Genomic DNA, 22,810 nt, shown 5'->3' with positions numbered 1-22,810 from the left:
GAACGATACGGCATGGCGAATACGCCGCAAGCGAAGAAGCGTATCCGGCGGAACGACCGCCGCGCGGAAATCAATGGTGCGCGCGTCAGCCGCATCCGGACTTTCGTGAAGAAGGTCGAATCGGCGCTCGATTCGGGCGACAAGGCAGCGGCCTCCGCAGCGCTTGCAGCAGCACAGCCTGAGATCGCACGCGGCGTCGCAAAGGGCGTGCTTCATAGGAACACCGCGAGCCGTAAGTTCTCGCGTCTTAACAAGCGCGTCGAAGCGCTCTCCTGAGCCTCGATTTTTTGCGAATTCGCCCCGCCGGACCCGTTCCGGCGGGGTTTTTCGCGTGTGCGAACGATCCGCAGGGGTGTCGGCTGGCTTAACATGCGGCAAGTCCCGGAAATCCGCGAGTCGCGAGCAATAAGGTGTCATTAACCAGTTAAGTATCTGAAAAATAATAGTTCTAAATGCCCGCTCCCTGATTTCAGGCAGTTACGCAGAGTCAACAAATCTATTTCAGATTCTTTACGTTGCGGGCCTTGCTCGACTCGAAAGTTGGCAACTAGAAAGGTCCTCCGGGCAGAGATTCTCGTCCGGTTTTAAGCACGCTCAACGCGCCAGCCCGGGGGCAATGTCCGGCTGCGGAGAGTAATTTGTCGGATGGATTTAGCACGCGGAACGCCTTGGCTTTTCGCGGGGGAGAGGTGCGTCGTTGACTCAGGTGCAGGCCTTGGAGCGTGACGAGATGGAAGTAGTTGCAAAGGCGTGGGCGCATGTGCGGGGCAATCTCCGCCGTTCGGCCGGCCAGCGTCTGTTCGATCAGTGGCTGAAGCCCGTCGAACTGATCGATGGCAGCACCAGCCATGCGGTGCGCCTGGGCCTGCCCTCGGCCTTTATGACCCAGTGGGTGCGCAATCACTATTCCGAGCGTCTGCTGCTCGAATTCCGCGCCGTGCTGCCCGATTGCATCAGCGTCACGCTTGAGACCGTGGCCGATGAGCCCAAGCGCATCCTCGCCGTCGCAACCGAACCGCCCGTAGCGGCTGCCGTGGTGCCCACGGAGCGTCCGCAATTCGATCCACGCTTCACCTTCCAGCGCTTCGTGACCGACGCGACCAACCGCGTCGCGTTCAATGCCGCGCGCGCCGTAGCCCAGCCGGGCATGCCGCAATTCAGCCCGCTCTATCTTCATGCCGGCACCGGCCAGGGCAAGACGCATCTGATGCATGCGATCGGGCACGCGTTCCTCGACGCCAATCCCGACGCGACGGCGATCTACGTGACTGCTGAGCGCTTCATGTTCGAGTTCGTTCAGGCGATTCGCGCCAAGGACACGCATGCCTTCAAGACGCGGCTGCGCTCGGTCGACTTGCTGATGATCGACGATTTGCAGTTCATCGGCGGCAAGGACGCGACGCAGGAAGAGTTCTTCCACACGGTCAACGAGTTCATGAGCAGCGGCAAGCGGCTGGTGATCGCTGCCGATCGCGCGCCGCAGGCGCTCGAAGGCTTCGAAACGCGGCTTGCGGGTCGCTTGGGCTCGGGACTCGTCGCGGACATCAAGCCCGCCGAGCTCGAACTGCGCCGCGCGATCGTTGCGCAGAAGCTCAAGGACATGCCGGCGGTCGACATGCCGCACGAGGTCATGGACCTGCTCGCGGCGCGGATCACCACCAACGTTCGCGAACTGGAAGGCGCACTCAACCGCCTAGTTGCCTATGCACAGCTTAACGAAGAGACGATCACCATCGACTTTGCGACGGTTACGTTGGGCGAAGTACTCCGCACGGCACAGCGCCGCATCACGATCGACGAGATCCAGCGTGCGGTCTCGGCGCATTTCGAAGTCAAGCAGATCGACCTGATCTCCGAGCGCCGCGCCGTCGCGATCGCCCGTCCGCGCCAGATCGCGATGTACCTCGCCAAGCGCCTGACCACGCGTTCGCTGCCCGAGATCGGCCGCAAGTTCGGCAATCGCGATCACTCGACCGTGATCCATGCCGTCAAGCGCATCGAGGATCTACGCGGCAAGGACAGCGAGATCGACGGCGCCGTCCGCACGCTGATGCGCACGCTCGAAGGCTGATTTTTTGCGTTCCCTCCCGCGGAGGGGCAGGGTGGAGGAGATGAGAGCGGGGCAACGCGAATTGTCACGCCTCCACCCTGATTATTGCCCCGGCTGGCGCAGAAATTTACACGAAGTGTACGCCATTGCGCGGTTTGCCGGGCCGTGAAAGGTTACTAAAGGGTGTTCCAAGAATAGGTTCGCGCACAGCGAATCTTCCCAATCTTCGCACTGGCCATGGGCTCTTCGGACTGACGATTTCAAAGAACGGACGGCAGTGCCGACCGGCTCATCCAAGCAGGCGAAATCCTACATTACAAGGGATTATGTGGCGGCCTGCAAGTAGTTAGCTGCCCTCCCGGGCTGCCTTTTGGTCTTCCGCCTTTCGCATCTCGTCGATTACCCTCCCTTGCGGACCGTCGCTGGCGATGATGCCCGTTTTCGCCATTAGCCAAAACCGCCAAAGAGAAAGCCAACCCACAATCCAGCGGCGATTATTTCAAGTATCAGCCACCAACCTGCTAAAAGCGACAGAGGGACCAGCGGTAACGCACCGGCAGAGTAGAGAAGTTTACCGCGTACAGCCCGTCAGCCTGCACATCGTCTATCCAGATCCTGAAGCGTTGGAATACGGCCAAAAAAGGCTCCAGGTTCAGCCGCAGCCCTTGCCTTCGCGCCGGGCCGCCCAGCCTAGCGCTCCGTCCACCAGCGTGAGATGCACCGGGTCGCTCCATGTCGCGGGCTTGTGGCCGAGTGCGGAGTAGAAAATGCGCGCGCGGCCTTCGCAGCGCCACCAGATCAGCGCGTGCTTGTCGGCCATGGTATGTTTGGGCTCGAGCCGCATGCCGGTTTCGTCGAGCCGGGCGAGGACGTGCGCGTCAGGCCGCAAGGGCGCGCTATAGGCATAATATTCTTCGGTCCAGCGCCAGCGGTCAGGCAAATGGCGCGTGGCAGGATGGGCTCTGTCCGTGGCGATCAGATCGCCAGTCTGGAACTGGTCTGCACCACCGGGATGGCCGGTATAGCCGCTATAGCCGAGCATCGCCTGATACCAGTCTGGATGGCTGCCATCGCCGGCGCCATGCAGACCGACAAAGCCGCGGCCGCTTTTGATCCACGCCTGGAAGGCATCTCGCTGGCTGGCCGTGAACATATCGCCGGTGGCGCTGGCGAAGACGATGACATCGAAGCGCCGCAGCTGCTCGGGATTGAAGACCGCCGCATTCTCCGTCGAATAGGCGCTGAACCCGCGGGCTTCGGCAAGCTTGCGCACGGCCGCCACCGCATCGGCAATGCTGTCATGGCGATAGGCATTGGTCTTGCTGAAGATCAGCACGGCAGGGCGGCGGAGCTTGGGTAGCGTAGGTGCGACACTGTCGAAGGTCGGAGCAGGGCGGCGCGGATCGGCCTGCGGGGCATCCTGGGCTGCCAGCGCCAGCAGGAAGACCAGCCCGATCATTCGACCTGCAGCCCCACAGCCTTCTGGGCCGCGAGCAGCGTCGGAGCGGCGAGCGCATTTGCCCGGCTGGCGCCCTTGGCAAGCTCGGCGCCCACGGCGGTGCGGTCGTCAAGCAGCTTCACCAGTCGGTCGCGCATCGGCGAAAGCACCGACACTGCGAGATCGGCCAGCGCAGGCTTGAATGCGCCAAAGCCCTTGCCAGCAAATTCCTCGACCACCGATTGCGGCGTGCGCTCGGCGAGCGCGGCGTAGATCGTGACGAGGTTCTTGGCCTCGGGCCGCTCGGCCAGCGCATCGAAGCTGTCGGGCAGCAGTTCGGCGTCCGACTTGGACTTGCGGATCTTCTGGGCGATCGTGTCGTCGTCATCGATCAGGTTGATCCGGCTCATGTCTGAGGGATCGGACTTGGACATCTTGGCCTGGCCATCGCGCAGGGACATGATCCGCGGCGCGGCCTTGGAAATCAGTGGCTCGGGCAGGGGAAACAGTTCGACTCCGAAATCGGTGTTGAACTTGGCGGCAACGTCGCGCGCCAGCTCGAGATGCTGCTTCTGGTCCTCGCCGACGGGCACATGCGTCGCCTGGTACGCAAGAATGTCCGCGGCTTGAAGCACCGGATAAGTGAACAGCCCGACGCTGGCGCCTTCGCGGTTCTTGCCGGCCTTGTCCTTCCACTGAGTCATGCGGTTGAGCCAGCCCATCCGCGCCGTGCCCTGGAGGATCCAGCACAATTCGGAATGCGCGGGCACCCGGCTCTGATTGAACAGAATCGAGCGATCGTCGATCCCCGCGGCAAGGAGCGTCGCCGCCATTTCGATCGTCGAATTGGCGAGCTCGGCGGGGGAGATGTTGCTCGTCAGCGCGTGGAGATCGGCGAGGAAGAACAGGCACTCGCCGCCATTCTCTTGTGAGGCGTCCTGCATCGCCACCCACTGCTTGATCGCCCCGAGATAGTTCCCGAGGTGCAGATTGCCGGTGGTCTGGATGCCGGAGACGACGCGCATGATTACTCCTGGATGCCGTCGCTCGGACGGCGCTTGCGGATGAGGGCCTTGATGTCGCCGACGCGGAAGGCGCGGGTGACGAAGCAGGCGATGCCGTAGATCAGCACGCCGGCCGAGACCAGCACAGCCAATGCGAGGTAGCGCTGGACGAGCGGCCCGGTGAGCCAGGGATCGAGCAGGCGCTCGGATGCGAACAGGACCACCCCCATCAGCAAAGCCGCGAGGGCGAGGCGCGGGAGGCGACGGCGGAGTTGGGCGTCGGCTTTGAAATGCCCGCGCTTGGCGAGGCCGTTATAAAGCATCCAGACGTTGACGGTTGCGGCCAGCGCTGTTGCGAGCGGCGGTCCGACATGACCGATCCACGGGATCAAAATCAGGTTGGCCACGATGTTGGTCGCGACCGACCATAGCGCGAACCGGACCGGAGTGCGCGTATCCTGGCGCGCATAATAGCCGGGGGTTAGCACCTTCACGAGCACATAAGCGGGCAGGCCGATCGAGAAGCCGGCCAGCGCCAGTGCGCAGGCGCGGGTATCGGCGGCGTCAAACTCGCCATACTGAAAGAGCCCGCGCACGATCGGCTCGGCGGCGACAATCAGTGCGGCCATAGCCGGGAGCGTCAGGAACAGCGCCAGCTCGATCCCGCGATTCTGCGTCTCCATCGCCTCGGCTTCCTTGCCGGCGCCGAGCAGCCGCGAGATGGTGGGAAGCAGGATCGTGCCAAGGCCGATGCCGATCATCCCCAGCGGCAGCTGGTTCAGCCGATCGGCATAATAGATATAGGACAGCGAGCCCGAAGCGAGCAGGCCGCCCGCCAGCGCGCTGGAGATCAGCAGGTTGATCTGGGTCGCGCCGGCGCCCGCGGCGGCTGGCAGGATAAGCTTCATCAGCCTTTTGACTTCGGCATCGATGCGGGGGAGCCGCGGCCGGAGCGAGACGCCCGAGCGCCGGCACGCCAAGGCCAGCCAGCCGAGCTGGAGGAGACCGCCGACGGGAACCGAGATCGCCTGAGCCCGCGCAGTCTCGAACGGATCGCCGTTGAACAGCAGCAATGCCGTGACCATCGCGATATTGAGCAGGATCGGCGCGGCGGCATTGACCCAGAATTTGTCGAGCGAATTGAGGATGCCGCCCAACAACGAAGCGAGGCTGATCAGCATCAGATAGGGGATGGTGTAGCGCGACAGCTCGACTGCGAAGGCGAATTGATCGCGCGGGGCTTCGTTGAACCCGCCCGAAAGCGCCCAGGTAACTGGCCAGGCCGCGGCAAGCATTATTGCCGTGAACACCAAAAGCGCCGCGAATAGCACTGCCAGCGCGCGCTCGGCAAAGACCAAGGCAGGGCCGAGCTCGCCGGTCTCGCCGACCTTGCGATTGAACATCGGCACGAATGCCGCCGCGAACGCGCCTTCGGCAAAGAGCGCGCGAAACATGTTGGGTAGACGGAAGGCAATGGTGAAGGCGTCGGACGCGAAGCCGGCGCCGACATAGCGGGCCTGGAGCGAATCGCGGACGAGCGCCAACACGCGGCTGGCAAGCGTGAGCCCGCCCACCGAACCAAGCGTGCGGGCGAGCTTCACGTTGCTATCCTATGCGGCCAGAGCGCTCAGGCTTCGCCGGCAGGCTGGCTCAGCTGCTCGTCCTGCTGGGCGCGCTGCTGCATGTAGATGCCGCCAAAATCGATCGGCTCGAGGAGTAGAGGCGGGAAGCCGCCGTCGCGGATGGCATCGGCCAGCACGCGGCGGGCGAAGGGGAACAGGATGCGCGGTGCTTCGCCAAGCAGGAACGGATCGATCTGATCCTCGGGAATGTTACGAAGGCCGAACAAGCCCGCATAGGAAAGATCGACGAGGAACGCGACCTGGGCTTCGGCCTGAGCGCGGACTTCGATCTTGAGCACCACTTCATAGACGTCCTCAGCAACCTTGCCCGAGCCGATGTTGAACTGGACGTCGATCGCGGGCTGGACGTTGTTCTGGTAGATCGCCGGTGCGTTCGGATTCTCGAACGACAAGTCCTTCACATATTGGGAAAGAACGCCGACCGCGGGGCCGGTGTCTTCGCCATTCTGCGCGGGCTCGCCGAATTCGGCGATGGTGTCGTTCTCGGCCATTCGAAGATTCCTCTTTGATTCGGAAAGTTTCGCGCATGCTGCGCGTTTCGTCGCGTGCGCGCCTAGCAGGCGGGCGAAGGCGATTCAATTGTCCCGCGCATGCGGCACAGCATTTGAATAGCGCGGCGCTTGAGCTTATGTATCGGGCAACGAGACTGGAGGACCATGTTCTACGTAATCCTTTTCGCAATGGTTGCCGCCTTTCTGGCGCTCCGGCTCTATGCCGTTCTCGGCAAGCGCACGGGACATGAGCAGGCATTGCCCAAGCCCGCCGAAGAGCGCGTCGCGCTCGCCCCCGTGGCACGCACCATCGACGTGACCCCCGAGGTCCGCGACGGCGGCGCGCGGGCGATCGAGACGGGCGCCGAGAGCGGCCTTCGCGCAGTGATCGCCGCGGACTCGAGCTTCGATGTCGCGCAGTTCGTGGAAGGATCGAAATCGGCGTATCGCATGATCCTCGAGGCCTTCTGGAAGGGCGACGAGGAAACGCTTGCCTGGCTGGTCGAGGACGATGTTCGCGAAGGCTTCACCCAGGCGATCGCCGAGCGCCGCGAGGCCGGGCATGTGCTGGAGAATCGCCTGGTCGTGATCGATCGCGCGCTGATCACCGAGGCTTCGGTGGAGGGCAAGACCGCCCGGATCACGGTGCGCTTCGATGCCGATATCGCCGCGGTGACGCGCGATGCGGAGGGCAACCTCATCGCAGGCTCGATGAGCGACGCGGTCGAGACGCACGATAGCTGGACCTTTGCGCGCAACCTGCGCAGCGACGATCCCAATTGGAAGCTCGTCGAAACCGACGACGCCTGAACATAAGGCTGATTGTTATGCGGGCATGGGGGGTCGTCGCGGTTGCGGCGCTGTTGAGCGCTTGTTCGGGGACGGTGGTGCCGCATTCGGTCGAGCGAGGCCCTGGCCCAGCACCGGCTTATACGCCCGATCGCGCGCCCGAGCCCCAGTCACATGTGGCGGTTCGCCAGCCGATCCCGGCGACGCCGCTCGCCCCGATCACTGCGCCCGAGGCACCTGCCACGATCACCAGCGCCGCCAAAGCCGGAGTGGTTGCCGGGCCGCCAGTCGATACCCTGCCGATTTCGGACGGCAATGCCGCGCGTGCGCTTGAGGCTTTCAAGATCAGCTGCAATTCGCTCCAGAAGCGCAGCGACAATAGCGGGCTGACCCGCGGCAGCGACTGGGCTCCTGCCTGCACCGCTGCGAAGACGGCTTCTCCCCGCGATGCGCGGGCGTTCTTCTCGCGTTGGTTCGAGACAATCCAGGTCGCCGACGGCAAGGCCCATGCGACGGGCTATTACGAGCCGGAGATTGCTGGATCGCGCGAGCGCCGCCGCGGCTATGAAGTGCCGATCTATGGCCGCCCGAGTGACCTGGTCGATGTCGATCTTGGGGTATTCTCCAATGATCTGAAGGGCAAACGCATTCGCGGGCGCGTGGCGGGGCAGAGTTTCGTGCCCTATTATGAGCGCCGCGAGATCGAACAGGGCGCGATCCACGATCGCGCGCCGATCATTGCCTATGCCGCCGATCCGGTCGAAATCTTCTTTCTGCAGATCCAGGGTTCGGGGCGCCTTCGCCAGCCTGACGGCAGCGTGGTGCGGATCGGTTTCGCCAGCCAGAATGGCCGCGATTATACCGGTATCGGCGCGCTGATGCGCGACCGCGGGCTGCTCAAGCCCGGCGGCGCATCGATGCAGGGGATCATGGCCTACCTTCGTGAGCACCCTGAAGAGGGCCGCGAAATCATGTGGGAAAACAAGAGTTTCGTGTTTTTCCAGGAGCTGAAGGGGGCAGGGCCGCTGGGCTCGCTCGGGCTTCCGGTCACCGGAAATGCCAGCGCCGCAGTCGATCCGCGCTTCGTGCCGCTCGGCGGGCTCGTCTTCCTCTCAATGGACCGCGCCGAAGCCAATGGGCTGTGGGTGGCACAGGATACCGGCGGCGCAATCAAGGGCACCAACCGCGTCGACACCTTCTGGGGCGCGGGCGAGGACGCGCGCGCAATTGCCGGGGGGATGAACTCGCGTGGGACCGGCTGGCTGCTCGTGCCAGTGGGAACGCTCGCGCGGCTGACGGCTACGCCGTGAGGCGGCTGGCGTCGGAGGAAGCGGCGCTCTGGCAATTGGTGATCGCGAGCGTCAAGCCGATCGCGGGGCGGAAGGCCGAGCCGAAGCTAGTTCAGAGTCCGACGACTGCCGCGCCGGTTGCCAAACCCGCCGCCAAGCTGATGAAGGCAGCGCCGCCGCCCGCGCCGCCGCCGCCGCGGAGTGCGCAATCTGCCAACACGCTCGACGGCAGTTGGGACCGGCAGCTCTCACGCGGGCTGGTCTCGCCCGAGAGCGCGATCGATCTGCACGGGCATAGCCTTGCCTCGGCCTATGATCGGCTCGATCGCGGGCTGGAACAGGCAATCGCGCAGGGCGATCGCGTGCTGTTGCTGGTCACCGGGAAGCCGCCACGCGCCGAATCCGAGCGGCCGCATGCACGCGGCGCCATTCGCGCGGCGGTGGGCGATTGGCTCGCTTCGTCCCGGCATGCGAGCCGCATTGCGGCGGTGCGCAACGCGCATCCGCGCCATGGCGGGACCGGGGCTTTATATATTGTGCTCAGAAGACCCAATTTGAGCGGCCGCGGAAAACAATCTTAACCTCTATCTGCGATTTTTCCCGTTGCTGGTTCGGGCTTTTGGCCCGGGCGCGAAGGGGGATCGGCGGCAAAAGGTGGAAGGATTTTCGCTCAAGAGCCGTGCCATCGCCTTTGCGATGTGCGCCGGGGCGGTGGCGTTCATCCTGGCGCTGGCTGCGGCCTCGACTCCCGAGATGATCACCGTCGAATCGGCCGGTCGCGCGCTGATTGCCGCGATCGTTTGCGGGGCGATGTGCTGGGCTTCGGCCGAGCGCACGATTGCCTGCACCGCGGGATCGATCGACGCCGCGATCGAGCGCCTGTCCCAGGCAGCGAATGGCGATCTCGAAAGCGAGATCCCGCCCGAGGTGGGCGAGAACGTCCCCCAGCTCGCGCATGCGATGGAGGGGCTGTTCCGCCAGCTCCATTCGAACTTGGAAAGCGTCCAGCGGCTCGCAATGTTCGATCCGGTGACGTCGCTTGCCAACCGCACCAATTTCCGCCGCACCGCCGAGCGCGTGCTGGCCGACATGCCGCCGGGCGAGAATGCGGTGCTCTATTTCATCGATCTCGATCGCTTCAAGACAGTCAACGACACGCTGGGTCATGCGACCGGCGACGCATTGCTCGGCATGGTCGCCAATCGCCTGCGCGCAGTCGCCGACCGCTTTGCGGCCGAGGCGGGTGCACGGCCGCCGCTGATCGGGCGGCTGGCGGGCGACGAGTTCACGATGTTCTTTCCCGGACTTCAGAATCTAAAGGATGCCGAGCGGATCGGACGCGGCATCCTCTTCGCGCTATCGGAAAGCTTCGATCTGGCTGACCAGGAAGTGTCGATCGGCGCCTCGATCGGGATCGCGATGCGCCCCGAACACGGCACGACGCTGCACGATCTGATGCGGGCGGCCGACGCCGCGATGTATCACGCCAAGGCAATGGGCCGCGGCCGCGCCGAGCATTTCACCGATCAACTCGCCGCCGAGATCGCCGAACGCGCGCAATTGGAAAGCGACCTGCGCGAAGCAGTGGAGAAGGATCAGTTCGCATTGGTCTTCCAGCCGCAGGTCTCCGCCGTGGATGGCAGCATCGTCGGCGCAGAGGCGCTGCTGCGCTGGCGGCATCCCGATGGCCTGAAGATGCCGGGCGCCTTCCTGCAGCGCGCCGAGGAGACCGGGCTGATCGTCGAGATCGGCGAATGGGTGGTCAACAACGTCGCCGAGACGATTTCGCGCTGGGGCCGCTTGGGCATCGAGCAGCGGCTCGCAGTGAATATCAGTCAGCGCCAGATCGATCATGCCGGCTTCTTCCGCCGGCTGCGTGAAGCGATGCTGGCGGCGGCGGCGCCGGCCAAATTGCTCGAGCTCGAGATCACCGAGACGCTGGCGATGCATTGTTCGAGTGAAGTGATCGATGCGATCACGGCGCTGCGGGCGGACGGGGCCACTGTGGCGATCGACGATTTCGGCACCGGCTATTCCAATCTTGCGAGGCTGCGCGAGCTGCCGATCGACCGGATCAAGCTCGATCGCAGCGTGATCGAGCATGTCGCCGATCATGCCGAGGCGCGCGCCATTGCGCAGGCGATGATCGGGCTCGTCCATGGCCTTGGCTGTCAGGCGGTGGCCGAGGGGATCGAGAATAACGACCAGGCGGCGGTGCTCCGCGTGATCGGTTGCGATGTGCTCCAGGGCTATGCCGTGGCCCAGCCGATGGGCGAAGAAGCCTTCGTGACCTGGGTGCGCGGCGCAGTGCCGCGTCGGATCGCCTCCTAGGCCAAGGCGCGCCGCAGGACCTCCTCATAGACACCGGTCAATGCTTCCAGATCCTCCAGCGCGACGGCCTCGTCGAGCTTGTGCATCGTCGCGTTGATCAGCCCAAACTCTACCACCGGGCAGATTTTGGAAAGGAAGCGCGCGTCCGAGGTGCCCCCCGTGGTCGAGAGCTCGGCGGTCACGCCGAGCTTCGCTTCAATGGCTTCCGCTACGAGCGAGGAAAGTCTTCCCGGCTCGGTCAAGAACGCCTCGCCATAGACCCGACCGGTGACCGTCGAATCGGGTGCGTGGCGCAGGACGATTTCTTCGATCCGGGCGATCAGATCGGGGCCGCGCTGGAGATCGTTGAAGCGGATGCTGAGCCGCGCCGATGCCTGGGCGGGGATCACGTTGGTGGCGCGATTTCCGACTTCCAGGTCGATCATCTCGATGTTCGAGGGCTGGAACCAGTCATTGCCCTCATCGAGCGAGATCGCGTCAATCTCGGCCAGCGCGCGCACCAGCCGCGGCACGGGATTGTCGGCGAGATGGGGATAGGCGACATGGCCCTGCTGGCCGATTACGACCACGTCGATCACCGTCGATCCGCGGCGGCCGATCTTGATGGTGTCGCCGAGGCGCTGGGCAGAGGTAGGCTCGCCGACCAGGCACATATCCGGCCGGATGCCGCGTTCGGCCATGCGCTCAATCAGGCTGGGGGTGCCGAAGGTGGCGGGGCCTTCCTCGTCGCCGGTGATGATCATGGTGACCTGGCCCGATGGCACCCGCGCCGTGGCCGCGACGAAGGCGGCGATCGCGCCCTTCATGTCGACGGCGCCGCGGCCGTAGAGCAGTCCGCCGCGTATCTCCGGCTCGAACGCGCCGCTCGCCCAGCCGCTGCCGGGGGGGACGACATCGAGATGGCCGGCGAAGGCGAAATGCGTGCCTCCCTCGCCGCGGGTGGCGAGCAGATTCTCGACCGGGCCGTCGGGCGCCTCGCCCTCGACGAAGCGCTCGACCTTGAAGCCCAGTGGCAGCAACGCTGCTTCGAGCACGTCGAACACGCCGCCGCGCGCCGGAGTCACGCTTTCGGCGGCGATCAGCGCCTTGGTCAGTTCGATGGCGTCTGGCAAACAGGCCTCCCGTTCCGCTGGAGGTGGCATTGCCCAAGCTCGATCTCGATACAATCCCGCAGACCAATGCGACCGGCTATCCGCCCGAATATGCCGACGTCGTGCAGGGCCGCTGGTATCGGCGGCTGGCGCCGGCAAGCGGAGTCAGCGATTTCGGCTTCAGCCATGTGACGCTCAAGCCCGGTGCCTGGTCCGCGCAGCGGCATTGGCATGAGGGCGAGGACGAGTTCGTGGTGATGCTGAGCGGTGAGGCGGTGCTGGTCGACGATAGCGGCGAGGCGGTGATGCGGTCGGGCGATGTCGCGGCGTTTCCGAAGGGTGACGGCAATGGCCATGTCCTGCAGAACCGCAGCGACGCAGACTGCGTTTACATTGCCGTCGGCAAGCCCGGCACGACCGATTGCCACTATCCCGACGTGGACATGCATCTGACCGGCGGGCAGGGGTTTCGACGGAAGGACGGGAGCAGCTTCTAGCCCTCGGCGGGCAATTCGAACTGCTCGATGACCCAATCCTCTTCCTGCGCCCCGGCGATCCAATCTTGCATGAAGGGGTGCTGGAGCACCGCCAACATATAGGCCTGGGCGAAGCGGGGGGCAGGGAGCGAATAAGTGACCAGCCGCGTGACCACCGGCGCGAACATGATGTCTACCGCGCCGAACTCGCCGAACAGGAACTGGCCTTCGCCGCCGAAGCGGGCACGCGCCTGCGCCCATAACTCCATGATCCGGCCAAGTTCCTGCTGAACGTCGGCATCCGGGGTCTTGGGCGGATAGACATGGCGGATGTTCATGGTGTGCTTGCGGCGCAGCGCCGAGAAGCCCGAATGCATTTCGGCGGCCATCGAGCGGGCCATGGCGCGGCCGGCTTCGCTCTTCGGCCAGAATTTGTCGCCGCCGACCTTGTCGTTGAGATATTCGACGATCGCCAGACTGTCCCACACCACGGCTTCGCCATCCCACAGGATCGGCACCTTGCCCGAGGACGGCGCGAACTCGTCGCCCTCGCGGCGCTTGTCCCAATTCTCGTCGTAAAGCGGCACCACCACTTCCTCGAAGGGGACGCCCGATTGCTTGCACGCCAGCCAGCCGCGCAGCGACCAGGAGGAATAGGCTTTGTTGCCGATAATGAGCTTCATGCGCGCCGGGATAGCGGCGGGGCGGGGAGGGGGCAACCGAGCCGCAATGCTTGTCGAAGTTTAGCATTCTCAGGAGGTCTCAAGATCTAATCGCCATCAGAACATTTAGAGAACATTACAATAGCTTCGAGCCTGTAGGACAGCGAAATTTGCGTTTTCCTACATGAGGCATAGACATCATGTATATGCCTCATGATTTCCTTGCTTCGCCCTGTGCCTGCACCACGCTTCGAAAGGCCGCGCGTGCGGTCGGCAAGGCCTATGACGACGCACTTGCGCCGGCGGGGATGACCACCGCGCAATTCGCGATCCTGCGCCACGTTTCGCGCGGCGAGGGCGTACCGCTGAGCCGATTGGCCGAATCCTTGGTGATGGACCGCAGTTCGCTCTACCGCGCCATCGCCCCGCTAGAGGCAAAGGGCTGGCTGGCGCTCGACGCCGGACCGGGCAAGGCTAAATTGGCGGCGCTGACCGAGACGGGAAGAGCTGCGCTGGCCAAGGCGGAGCCGCATTGGGCAGGTGCGCAGAAGCATATCGTCGGGACGATGGGCGATGTCTGGGTCGGCCTCGAATTCTCGTTGAAGGCGATCACCCGCGTCGCGCAGGAGGTACGTTGATGAACGGGCTCCTGATGCGCCTGCCGGTCTCCGCGCGCGGCTATGCCGGCCTGGCAGCGGGAATCACTTTCATCGCCTTGCTGGTCTCGGCGGGGCTGCGCTCGGCGCCGAGCGTGATGATGCAGCCACTGGAGATGCATTTCGGCTGGGATCGCTCGACGACATCGACCGCGGCGGCGATCGGCATCTTCCTATACGGGCTGATCGGGCCGTTCGCGGCGGCGGTGATGCTGTCGTTCGGGATCCGCCGGACGATGCTGGCGGGCCTCGTCCTGATGTCGGTCTCGACCTTTGCCAGCCTGTGGATGACCGAGCCCTGGCAATATGTGCTTAGCTGGGGCGTGTTCTCGGGGGTCGGCAGCGGGGCGGTCGCTTCGGTGCTGGGCGCGGCGGTGGTCAATCGCTGGTTCGCGACCAGACAGGGCCTGGTGATGGGGATGCTGACCGCCAGCACTGCGACCGGCGCATTGGTGTTCCTGCCGATGCTGGCCTGGCTTTCGGAAGGGGGCGCTTGGCGGCCAGTGGCGCTGGCGGTGTCGATCGCGGCTGCGGCAGTGATTCCGTTGGTCTATCTATTCGTGCCCGAAAGCCCGGAGCATGTCGGCGTCCGGCGTTTTGGGGAGACCGAGGCGAGCGCGCCGCCGCTGGCGCTGAAACAGGCAGCGACCCCGGCGCTTGCGTTCACGGCGCTGTTCCGCGCTGCCAAGACGCCGATGTTCTGGTTGCTGTTCGGCACCTTCCTGGTCTGCGGGCTGACGACCAACGGACTGGTCGGCACGCATCTGATCGCTTTCTGCGGCGATCATGGCATTGCCCCAGTGCAGGCGGCGGGTTTGCTTTCGATGATGGGCCTGTTCGACTTGATCGGGACGACCGCTTCGGGCTGGCTGACCGACCGCTACGATCCGCGCAAATTGCTGTTCGTCTATTATGGCATCCGCGGACTTTCGCTGCTGGCGCTGCCTTTCCTCGATTTCAGCGCGAGCAGCTTGTTGCTGTTCTCGATCTTCTACGGGCTCGACTGGATCGCGACCGTGCCGCCGACGGTGAAGCTCGCCAATATGCATTTCGGCGAGCGCGACGCGCCGATCGTGTTCGGCTGGATCATGGTGGGGCACCAGATCGGCGCCGCGATCGCTGCATTCGGGGCGGGGGCGATCCGTTCCAGCTTCGGGACCTATACGCCGGCATTCCTGATCGCGGGCAGCTTTGGGCTGGTTGCAGCGGTGGCGATTCTTGCGGCGCGGGTTTCGAGGGAGCCCGTTGGGGTTCGGGTTTAGGTATTCTTCTGTTTTCCTCCCTCGCGGAGCGGGGGAGGGGGACCAGCGAAGTTGGGGGGAGGGGGCGTCACCGCAGGCGGTGCGCTGGCGGCCAGGCACCCTCCGTGAGCCTATGGCTGCCACCTCCCCCGCTTTGCGAGGGAGGATAGGAGTTATAGTCGCAGGTGGATGCCGCGGCGGTGTAGCGGGATCAGCATTGCGAGGACTATCAGGGTGACCGCGAGCGCATAGAGGAACGAGGCGAGCCAGGGATCGCCGACTGCACTTTGCAGCAGCGCGAAGGCCCAGGCTTGGAGGCCGAGCCGCATCCCCGCGAGGCCGATGAGCAGCGACAGGATGTAGCCGAGGATCGCATTCATTCCGAAGATCTGGAGCGGGGTTAGCGCGGCCCTGATCGCCGGGATGCGCGCGACGAGGACGCTGAGGATTAGGAGGAGCGCAGAGAGGCCTGAAGTGAGCAGGACGAAACTGGAGGTCCACAGCTTCTTGTTGAGCGGAAACCAGGGGTGGATCGCCAAGCCTGCGGCGATGAGGGCGATGCCACCGATGGCTATCCAGCGCAGGGCGCGCTTGGGGTCGCGCTTCCAGGCCAATGCGGCGAGGATACCGAGCAGGACGTTGGCGAGCGCGGGGATGGTCGAGAACAGGCCTTCGGGATCGTAGACGACATTGCCGGCGGCATCCTTACCGTGGCGCCAGATGTGCTGGGTGCCGACGAGCGTACGATCGACCCAGCCGGCGAGGTTGCCGCCGGGTGTGAGGTCGCCTCCCAGCGTCATCGCGGCCCAGTAGAAGGTTAGCGCCGCCGCGGCGGTTGCGGCGATGGCCCAGAAGCGGAGATGGGCGCGACCGTCGGCGGCGCGGCGCGCGGTGAGGATCGCAATGGTCGCGGTCAGGCCGTAGCACAGGCCGAGGCGGGGGAAGACGCCGAACAGGCGGAGATTGGCGAGATCGGGGCGGACCAGCAATTGCCAGGCCCAGCCGATCGCGATCAGCGCGAAGGTCCGCCACGCGACGCGCTTCCACAGCGCCGCATCGACCGTGCGAGGGAAGGACAGGCCGAGTGCCACGCCCATTGCGCAGAGAAAGGCGGGGAAGACGAGATCGGTGGGGGTGAAGCCGTGCCATTCGGCATGATCGAGCGGCCACCAGACATGCGCGCCCGAGCCGGGCGTGTTGACCAGGATCATGCCGGCGGCAGCGAGGCCGCGGAAGATGTCGAGGCCTTCGAGGCGCTGGGGTGGCGGGGTGGCCATTAGGGGGATGCTAGGCAGAGAACGTTCGGCTTGTCACGCCAAACACGGCTCCCGGCGAAGGCCGGAGCCCCGTTGCCGCGGTATGCGCGGGCGGGCGATCGATCTCCAATATGCGCCCCGTACTTGGGCCCCCGGCCTTCGCGCGGAGCCACATAGAGAGACGATCGGGGTCAGCCGATCGCCTCGAGTACGGCGGCGCGGAGTTCGGGGATGCCCATGCCCTTTTCGCTCGACGTCTGGATGATGTCGGGATGCGCGGCGGGGCGCTTGCGGGCTTCCTCGGCGGTCTGGCGCGTGATTTCGGCGAGGACGCTGGCCTTGATCTTGTCGGCCTTGGTCAGGACGATGCGGTAGCTGACCGCGGCAGTGTCGAGCATTTCAAGGATCTCGCGATCGACTTCCTTGATGCCGTGGCGCGCATCGATCAGCACCAAGGCGCGCTTGAGCGCCTGGCGGCCGCGCAGGAAATCGTTGACCAGATAGCGCCACTTGCGGACCATGTCCTTGGGCGCCTTGGCGAAACCATAGCCGGGCATGTCGACCAGCCGGAAAGCGAGGGGCTGCCCCACGTCGAAGTAATTGAGCTCCTGCGTGCGCCCTGGCGTGTTCGACGTGCGGGCGAGCGAATTGCGGCCGGTCAGCGCATTGAGCAGCGACGACTTGCCGACGTTCGATCGGCCCGCGAACGCGACTTCGGGCACTACCGGATCGGGCAGATGCTCGAGCGCGGGCGCGGACTTCAGGAACGTGACCGGGCCGGCGAAGGTCTTTCGCGCGGCCTCGATCTGGTCTTCGTCGAACGCGTCGGTCACTTCGCCTTCGCTTCCTTCTTGGGCAGCGGCTCCTTCAGCCCCGGATGCCTCGAATAGAGCCAGCGCTGCTGGAGGATGGTGATCACGTTCGAGGTGATCCAGTAGACCTGAAGGCCGACCGCGAAGGGCGCCATCACGAACATCAGCATCCACGGCATGATCGCGAAGATCTGCTTCTGCATCTCGTCCATCGGCGCCGGATTGAGCTTGATCTGATAGTACATCGACACGCCGAGCAGGATCGGGATCACGCCGATCGCGATGAAGCTGGGGGGCGTGAAGGGGAGCAGACCGAACAGGTTGAGCGGAGTCAGCGGATCGGGCGCGGACAGATCCCTGATCCACAATGCAAAGGGCTGGTGGCGCATTTCGATCGTCAGCAGCAGCACCTTGTACAGCGCGTACATGATCGGGATCTGGAGGAGGAGCGGAAGGCAGCCCGCGAGCGGATTGACCTTCTCTTCCTTGTAGAGCTTCATGATCTCCTGCTGCTGGCGCTGCTTGTCGTCCTTGTGCCGCTCCTGCAGCGCCTTCATCTTGGGCTGGATGGCGCGCATATTGGCCATCGACTGGAACTGCTTGTTGGCGATCGGGAAGAGCAACAGGCGGATCGTGATCGTCAGGCAGATGATCGCGACGCCGAAGTTTCCGATCATGCGGAACAGCCAGTCGAGATAGTAGAAGATCGGCTTTTCGAGGATTTCGAACCAGCCCCAATCGATCGACTTGCCGAACTTGGTGACGCCGGCGGCCTCATAGGTGTCGATCAGCGCGGTTTCCTTGGCACCGGCGAAGAAGCGGCTGGTGTGGCTGATCTGCTTGCCGGGCTGGAGCAATTGCGGGTTGCGCGTGAAATCGGCCTGATAGGCCCCGTTGGGCGCGCCGCGGAACTTGCCGGCGACGACTGCAGATTGATCGGGCACCAAGGCGGTCAGCCAATATTTGTCGGTAAAGCCGAGCCAAGTGTGACTCGAGGTGAAGTCGATAGCCTTCTGGCCATCGAGATGGCTGAAATTGACGTCGTAATCGGCGGCATCGTTATGCACCGACATCGGGCCGACATGGACCGTCCAGCTGTCGGGCTCCTTGAAGACGCCGCTGCGATAGACGAGGCCGTAAGGCGCGACCGGGACGACGCCGGTGCCGACATTCGCCACCGTCTGCTTGACGGTGAACATGTATTTCTCGTCGACCGCGAGCTCGATGCGGAAGACCTGGCCCTGGCCGTTGGCGGCCGAGAGCGTGACCGGCTTTCCGGGCGAGAGCACGGGGCCGCTGGTCTGCCAGACGGTATCCGGTGTCGGCGGCTTGAGGCCGTCGTCACGCCAGCCGAAGCCGGCGAAATAGGCGTCCTGCGTGCCCGCCGGCGAGAGCAGGCGGATCGAGGCGGAGCCCTTGGCGATGGTTTCCGGATAGCGGGCGAGGACGAGATCGTCGATCCGCGCGCCCTTGAGGTTAATCGAGCCCCTGAGCGCAGGCGTGTCGATCAGAACGCGCGGGCTTTCCTTGAGCACGAGGCCGCGATCGCGGATAGCCTTGGGCGTATCGGCAGTCGGATCGGCCTTGGGATCGACGACGGGCGTGGTCTTGCCGCCCTCGATCTTGGTCGGCGCAGGGTTCTGCGCGGGGAATACCCAATGCGCGATCGTCGGCCAGCCGAACAGGATCGCTGCGGCCAGCACCGCGAACAGCAGGAAATTCTTCTGGTCTTCTTTCACCGATATTCCCCGGAATGCTTACGGTACGGGATCATGGCCGCAGCCGCCCCATGGATTGCAGCGCAGGATGCGCTTCAGCGCAAGCCACCCGCCCTTGAGCGCCCCATAGCGGCGAAGCGCAGTGATTGCATAGGCCGAACAGCTGGGCTGGTAGCGGCAGCTGGGCGGCAGGATCAGCGAAGGCCCGAGCTGCCAGCCGCGCGCGACGAGAATGAGGAGGCGAGCGATCATTAGATTCCCCTCCCTGCAAGGGAGGGGAGCAAGAAGGGCGCGCTACTCACCTTTTCACCTTCGCCAGCGCCTTGGCCAGTTCGGCTTTCAGCGCGGCATAATCGCGCTCGATTCCCGAATTGCGCCCGATCAAAATATGATCGGCACCGGGCAGGCCCTCTGCGGGCAGCACTTCGCGGGCGAGCATGCGAAAACGCCGCTTCATCCGATTGCGGATGACGGCGTTGCCGACTTTCTTGGAAACGGTGATGCCGATCCGCATGACCGAATCATTATCGCCCCGCGCGCGCACGAGCAGGACGAAGCCGGGCATGGGCGCCCGCTTGCCGCTATTCGCTGCGAGATAGTCCTTGCGCTGCGTCAGCCGCGCAACCGCGGTCGGGATTACGCCGACAGCTTCTTGCGGCCGCGGGCGCGACGGGCGTGAATTACCTTGCGGCCGCCCGGAGTCGCCATCCGCGAGCGGAAGCCGTGCCGGCGCGCACGCACCAGGTTGCTCGGCTGAAAAGTCCGCTTCATCGCTCATCCTCGAGTATCTAGAACGTAAAAGGGCCACCACAGATGGCGGCCGCTGGTCGGGTGCCCATAGAGGCAGGTTCGCACCAAGTCAACGTGACTCCTGGGGGAAACCGAGCATTGCCGCCTCGGCCTGTGCCATCGCCGCGTCCTTTTCGCGCTGCTGGCGGCGGCGGAAGCTGCGCCGGCGGAGCGCCATATCGGCGTAATGACCGACTCGCGGCCAATGCCGTTTGAAGCGCGCAAACCGCTTTCGCGCCCAGCCCGAATTCTGGAGGATGAGCATCAGCCCGCCGCCAAAGACAAGGATGCCGCCCGGTCCCGGTATCGGACCTACCAGAGGAGTGAGGCAGATCAGCACGATACCGCTCACCAGCAAGGCGATCCGGATCACGGGGCTGCGGCGTCCTTTCCTCTCCATGGAGGGGGAAGTGGGGACTGTGTGTTGCTCATGCAAGACGGTGCTTTGTTCAGGCATCGCGCAATAACGCATGTTGGGCGCGCATGGTGCCGAACGCGCCATTGCCTCCATTTCGGATCGAAGCCGTTCCGCATCGGATAAAAGCGATTATGCTCGGCCGCCAAGGGGGAGGCGGGCTTGGTCGCGAGCGTATCGACGGTTGCGTATCTCGGACTGGAAGCCCGCGCGGTCGAGGTGCAGTGCAACCTTGTCGCCGGGCTGCCCAAGTTCGTCGTGGTCGGGCTGCCCGACAAGGCCGTGGCGGAGAGCCGCGAGCGCGTGCGCGCGGCGATGGCCGCGATCGGACTGGCACTGCCACCCAAGCACATCGTCCTCAATCTCTCGCCGGCCGATTTGCCCAAGGAAGGATCGCATTTCGACTTGCCAATCGCGCTGGCGCTGCTTGGCGCGATGGGCGTGGTCGATGCCGAGACACTGGCTGGCTATGTCGTGGTTGGCGAGCTGGCGCTGGACGGGCGGATCGCGCCTTCGCCGGGCGTACTACTCGCGGCGCTGCATGCTTCGGAGGCCGGCAAGGGGCTGGTCTGCCCGGTCGCGCAGGGGCCGGAGGCGGCCTGGGCGGGGCAGGTCGAGGTGATCGCCGCGCCGGATCTCATCGCCTTGCTCAATCACTTCAAGGGCAACCAGCTGATCGCAGCGCCGCCGCCGGGCGAGGCCGATGCACCGAATCACGGTCCGGATCTCGCGCAGGTTAAGGGGCAGGAGACCGCCAAGCGCGCGCTCGAGATCGCGGCGGCGGGCGGGCATAATATGATCATGGTCGGGCCGCCGGGGGCGGGGAAGTCGCTGCTGGCTTCGTGCCTGCCTGGGATCTTACCGCCGCTGGACGCTGCAGAGGCGCTGGAAGTGTCGATGGTCGCCTCGGTCGCTGGGATGCTGGAGGGAGGGCGGCTGACCCGCACCCGGCCGTTCCGCAGCCCGCACCACAGCGCATCGATGGCGGCGCTCACCGGGGGCGGGCTCAAGGTCAAGCCGGGCGAAGTCAGCCTGGCGCATCTGGGGGTGCTGTTTCTCGACGAGCTTCCCGAATTCCAGCGCGCGGTGCTCGATTCGCTGCGCCAGCCGCTGGAGGCGGGGGTGGTGAGCGTGGCGCGGGCGAATGCGCATGTGACCTTCCCGGCGCGGGTCCAGCTGATCGCAGCGATGAATCCGTGCCGCTGCGGGCATCTCGGCGATCCGGCGCTGGCCTGTGCCCGCGCGCCGCGTTGCGCTGCGGATTACCAGGCCAAGGTATCGGGGCCGTTGCTCGATCGGATCGATTTGCATGTCGAAGTGCAGCCGGTCACCGCCGCCGATCTGGTGCTGCCGCCGCCTGGCGAGGGATCGCGGGAAGTTGCCGCGCGCGTCGCCGAAGCGCGGGCGGTCCAGCAGCGGCGTTATGCCGGCACCAAGATGCGCACCAATGCCGAAGCCGAAGGCGATGCCTTGCCCGTGCCCGACGATCCCGGCCGCAAGCTGCTCGCCCAGGCTGCGGAGGCGATGCGCCTGTCCGCGCGGGGCTATACGCGGGTGCTACGCGTGGCGCAGACGATCGCCGATCTGGCGGGCGCGGAGGGCGTGGGGCGGATCCACGTGGCCGAGGCGCTGAGCTATCGGCGGCAGGCGCCGCGCAGCTGAGAAACCTGGCGGGCTGGCGAACGTTCGGCTGCAATGGCGGACGAGCGCGAAGAGCATGAGCCCGAGGTCGATCTTTCCGAAAAGGAGGAGGATCAGGTCGAGGAGCGCCGGTCGACTGCCTCTCGCGTCGTCCACGAAGTCATCCGCCGCCAGGGCGACGATGAACTCGATCGCCCCGCGCTCTCGCTGATGTGGTCGGGGCTGGCCGGCGGGCTGGCAATCAGCGCTTCGCTGCTCGGCAAGAGCCTGTTCGAATCGCATTTGCCCGACGCGCAGTGGCGGATTGCGGTTTCGAGTATCGGCTATGCGCTCGGCTTCCTGATCGTCATCCTGGGGCGGCTGCAATTGTTCACCGAAAGCACGCTCTCGGCCGTCATCCCGGTCGCGACCCAGCCGAGCGGCGCCAATCTGGTTCGCATGCTGCGGCTGTGGGCCATCGTCTTCCTGGCCAACATGGCGGGGACGTTGATGATCGCCTGGCTGGCGCACGGCAATTGGATCGGGACGCCGGAAGTTTCCGCCGCGATGCTGGAGACTTCGCGCGAGGCGCTCAAGCATCAGGGCTGGGCTGGATTGCGCGCCGGAATCCCTGCGGGCTTTCTGATCGCCGCAGTCGCCTGGGCGCTGCCCGCGGGGCGGCGGCAGGAATTCCTGATCATATTGTTCTTCACTTATTTCATTTCGCTCGGCGGCTTCGCGCATGTGATCGCGGGATCGGGCGAGGCATGGCTGCTATGGCTCGCGGGCGAGATTACGCTCGGCACGGCAGTGGGCGGGCTGATTGCACCTGCGCTGATCGGAAATATCCTGGGCGGCACGGTCATGTTCGCATTGCTCGCGCATGCGCAGGTGCACAACGAGCTTTAGGCGGCTTGCCCCGCAAGGCCGCTTGCTTTAGCGAACCCGGCGCTGCCCCTGTGGTGAAATTGGTAGACGCGTTCGACTCAAAATCGAATGCCGCAAGGCGTGCTGGTTCGAGTCCGGCCAGGGGCACCAT

General features: G+C 64.9%; 24 protein-coding genes and 1 tRNA gene. 12 read left to right on the top strand and 13 right to left on the bottom strand.

Going from position 1 to position 22,810, the window contains the following annotated elements; translation table 11 throughout:
* Positions 1–12: 12 nt before the first annotated feature.
* Both rpsT and dnaA read left to right on the top strand, forming a co-directional pair.
* Entirely contained in the window at positions 13–276 is a 264-nt protein-coding gene (gene rpsT, locus ACZZZM_RS15340; protein ID WP_463595944.1) for a 30S ribosomal protein S20, read from the top strand.
* A 454-nt stretch (positions 277–730) separates the two neighbouring features.
* Entirely contained in the window at positions 731–2,071 is a 1,341-nt protein-coding gene (dnaA, locus tag ACZZZM_RS15335; RefSeq protein WP_463595943.1) for a chromosomal replication initiator protein DnaA, read from the top strand.
* 631 nt (positions 2,072–2,702) lie between these two features.
* Here the strand turns inward: dnaA and ACZZZM_RS15330 are convergent.
* The 4 genes from ACZZZM_RS15330 to secB are packed head-to-tail and all read right to left on the bottom strand — an operon-like array spanning position 2,703 to position 6,626.
* Positions 2,703–3,509 carry a ThuA domain-containing protein gene (locus ACZZZM_RS15330; RefSeq protein WP_463595942.1) on the bottom strand — a complete coding sequence of 269 codons (807 nt, stop codon included), beginning with the start codon at positions 3,507–3,509 and terminating at the stop codon, positions 2,703–2,705.
* Positions 3,506–4,513 carry a tryptophan--tRNA ligase gene (gene trpS, locus ACZZZM_RS15325; RefSeq protein ID WP_463595941.1) on the bottom strand — a complete coding sequence of 336 codons (1,008 nt, stop codon included), beginning with the start codon at positions 4,511–4,513 and terminating at the stop codon, positions 3,506–3,508. Before trpS ends, ACZZZM_RS15330 begins: the two co-directional genes overlap by 4 nt.
* A gap of 2 nt (positions 4,514–4,515) precedes the next feature.
* Positions 4,516–6,093 (bottom strand): murein biosynthesis integral membrane protein MurJ, encoded by a 1,578-nt coding sequence (gene murJ / locus ACZZZM_RS15320; protein ID WP_463595940.1) that lies wholly within the window; start codon positions 6,091–6,093, stop codon positions 4,516–4,518.
* Positions 6,094–6,119: 26 nt separating this feature from the next.
* Positions 6,120–6,626, bottom strand: coding sequence for a protein-export chaperone SecB (secB, locus tag ACZZZM_RS15315; protein ID WP_463595939.1), 507 nt, complete (start codon positions 6,624–6,626; stop codon positions 6,120–6,122).
* A gap of 165 nt (positions 6,627–6,791) precedes the next feature.
* Between secB and ACZZZM_RS15310 the strand changes: the two genes are divergently transcribed.
* The 4 genes from ACZZZM_RS15310 to ACZZZM_RS15295 all read left to right on the top strand — a co-directional run bounded on the left by ACZZZM_RS15310 (position 6,792) and on the right by ACZZZM_RS15295 (position 11,035).
* Positions 6,792–7,436: a Tim44/TimA family putative adaptor protein gene (locus tag ACZZZM_RS15310; RefSeq protein ID WP_463595938.1), complete on the top strand. Its 645-nt coding sequence runs from the start codon at positions 6,792–6,794 to the stop codon at positions 7,434–7,436.
* 17 nt (positions 7,437–7,453) lie between these two features.
* The gene (gene mltA, locus ACZZZM_RS15305) at positions 7,454–8,725 is read left to right on the top strand and encodes a murein transglycosylase A (protein ID WP_463595937.1); all 1,272 of its coding nucleotides are present in this window, start codon (positions 7,454–7,456) and stop codon (positions 8,723–8,725) included.
* The gene (locus tag ACZZZM_RS15300) at positions 8,722–9,285 is read left to right on the top strand and encodes a Smr/MutS family protein (protein ID WP_463595936.1); all 564 of its coding nucleotides are present in this window, start codon (positions 8,722–8,724) and stop codon (positions 9,283–9,285) included. The genes mltA and ACZZZM_RS15300 overlap by 4 nt, the downstream gene beginning before the upstream one ends.
* A gap of 73 nt (positions 9,286–9,358) precedes the next feature.
* Entirely contained in the window at positions 9,359–11,035 is a 1,677-nt protein-coding gene (locus tag ACZZZM_RS15295) for a putative bifunctional diguanylate cyclase/phosphodiesterase (RefSeq protein ID WP_463595935.1), read from the top strand.
* On the opposite strand, the gene dapE is transcribed toward ACZZZM_RS15295, so the two are convergent.
* Complete coding sequence (gene dapE / locus ACZZZM_RS15290) at positions 11,032–12,177, bottom strand: succinyl-diaminopimelate desuccinylase (RefSeq protein ID WP_463595934.1); 1,146 nt, start codon at positions 12,175–12,177, stop codon at positions 11,032–11,034. The two genes, ACZZZM_RS15295 and dapE, sit on opposite strands and share 4 nt — an antisense overlap.
* Between dapE and ACZZZM_RS15285 the strand changes: the two genes are divergently transcribed.
* Positions 12,177–12,623 (top strand): cupin domain-containing protein, encoded by a 447-nt coding sequence (locus ACZZZM_RS15285; protein ID WP_463596464.1) that lies wholly within the window; start codon positions 12,177–12,179, stop codon positions 12,621–12,623. The genes dapE and ACZZZM_RS15285 overlap by 1 nt on opposite strands.
* Here the strand turns inward: ACZZZM_RS15285 and ACZZZM_RS15280 are convergent.
* Positions 12,620–13,285 carry a glutathione S-transferase family protein gene (locus ACZZZM_RS15280; RefSeq protein ID WP_463595933.1) on the bottom strand — a complete coding sequence of 222 codons (666 nt, stop codon included), beginning with the start codon at positions 13,283–13,285 and terminating at the stop codon, positions 12,620–12,622. The genes ACZZZM_RS15285 and ACZZZM_RS15280 overlap by 4 nt on opposite strands.
* 185 nt (positions 13,286–13,470) lie before the next feature.
* Between ACZZZM_RS15280 and ACZZZM_RS15275 the strand changes: the two genes are divergently transcribed.
* Both ACZZZM_RS15275 and ACZZZM_RS15270 read left to right on the top strand, forming a co-directional pair.
* Positions 13,471–13,902 carry a MarR family winged helix-turn-helix transcriptional regulator gene (locus ACZZZM_RS15275; RefSeq protein WP_463595932.1) on the top strand — a complete coding sequence of 144 codons (432 nt, stop codon included), beginning with the start codon at positions 13,471–13,473 and terminating at the stop codon, positions 13,900–13,902.
* Positions 13,902–15,182 (top strand): MFS transporter, encoded by a 1,281-nt coding sequence (locus ACZZZM_RS15270; RefSeq protein ID WP_463595931.1) that lies wholly within the window; start codon positions 13,902–13,904, stop codon positions 15,180–15,182. Before ACZZZM_RS15275 ends, ACZZZM_RS15270 begins: the two co-directional genes overlap by 1 nt.
* A gap of 152 nt (positions 15,183–15,334) precedes the next feature.
* Here ACZZZM_RS15270 and ACZZZM_RS15265 read toward each other — a convergent pair whose 3' ends face one another.
* From ACZZZM_RS15265 to ACZZZM_RS15235, 7 genes are all read right to left on the bottom strand, one after another.
* Positions 15,335–16,438 carry an acyltransferase family protein gene (locus tag ACZZZM_RS15265; RefSeq protein ID WP_463595930.1) on the bottom strand — a complete coding sequence of 368 codons (1,104 nt, stop codon included), beginning with the start codon at positions 16,436–16,438 and terminating at the stop codon, positions 15,335–15,337.
* 170 nt (positions 16,439–16,608) lie between these two features.
* Positions 16,609–17,250 (bottom strand): ribosome biogenesis GTP-binding protein YihA/YsxC, encoded by a 642-nt coding sequence (gene yihA, locus ACZZZM_RS15260; protein ID WP_463595929.1) that lies wholly within the window; start codon positions 17,248–17,250, stop codon positions 16,609–16,611.
* The gene (yidC, locus tag ACZZZM_RS15255) at positions 17,247–18,968 is read right to left on the bottom strand and encodes a membrane protein insertase YidC (protein WP_463595928.1); all 1,722 of its coding nucleotides are present in this window, start codon (positions 18,966–18,968) and stop codon (positions 17,247–17,249) included. The genes yihA and yidC overlap by 4 nt, the downstream gene beginning before the upstream one ends.
* Before the next feature lie 18 nt (positions 18,969–18,986).
* Entirely contained in the window at positions 18,987–19,199 is a 213-nt protein-coding gene (gene yidD, locus ACZZZM_RS15250) for a membrane protein insertion efficiency factor YidD (protein ID WP_463595927.1), read from the bottom strand.
* Positions 19,200–19,245: 46 nt separating this feature from the next.
* The gene (gene rnpA, locus ACZZZM_RS15245) at positions 19,246–19,563 is read right to left on the bottom strand and encodes a ribonuclease P protein component (RefSeq protein WP_463596463.1); all 318 of its coding nucleotides are present in this window, start codon (positions 19,561–19,563) and stop codon (positions 19,246–19,248) included.
* A 20-nt stretch (positions 19,564–19,583) separates the two neighbouring features.
* Complete coding sequence (gene rpmH, locus ACZZZM_RS15240) at positions 19,584–19,718, bottom strand: large ribosomal subunit protein bL34 (RefSeq protein WP_463596462.1); 135 nt, start codon at positions 19,716–19,718, stop codon at positions 19,584–19,586.
* Between the two features lie 88 nt (positions 19,719–19,806).
* A complete protein-coding gene (locus ACZZZM_RS15235) occupies positions 19,807–20,136 on the bottom strand; it encodes a hypothetical protein (RefSeq protein WP_463595926.1) in 330 nt (109 codons plus the stop codon).
* 177 nt (positions 20,137–20,313) lie between these two features.
* Between ACZZZM_RS15235 and ACZZZM_RS15230 the strand changes: the two genes are divergently transcribed.
* From ACZZZM_RS15230 to ACZZZM_RS15220, 3 genes are all read left to right on the top strand, one after another.
* The gene (locus ACZZZM_RS15230) at positions 20,314–21,813 is read left to right on the top strand and encodes a YifB family Mg chelatase-like AAA ATPase (RefSeq protein ID WP_463595925.1); all 1,500 of its coding nucleotides are present in this window, start codon (positions 20,314–20,316) and stop codon (positions 21,811–21,813) included.
* A gap of 33 nt (positions 21,814–21,846) precedes the next feature.
* The gene (locus ACZZZM_RS15225) at positions 21,847–22,680 is read left to right on the top strand and encodes a formate/nitrite transporter family protein (protein WP_463595924.1); all 834 of its coding nucleotides are present in this window, start codon (positions 21,847–21,849) and stop codon (positions 22,678–22,680) included.
* Positions 22,681–22,724: 44 nt separating this feature from the next.
* Positions 22,725–22,809, top strand: a tRNA-Leu gene (locus tag ACZZZM_RS15220).
* The last annotated feature ends 1 nt before the right edge of the window (position 22,810 follow it).

This window comes from Sphingomonas sp. AC522 (assembly GCF_979258125.1).
Note: the sequence above shows the minus strand (reverse complement) of the source record. Positions and strands in the feature narration are given on the sequence as shown.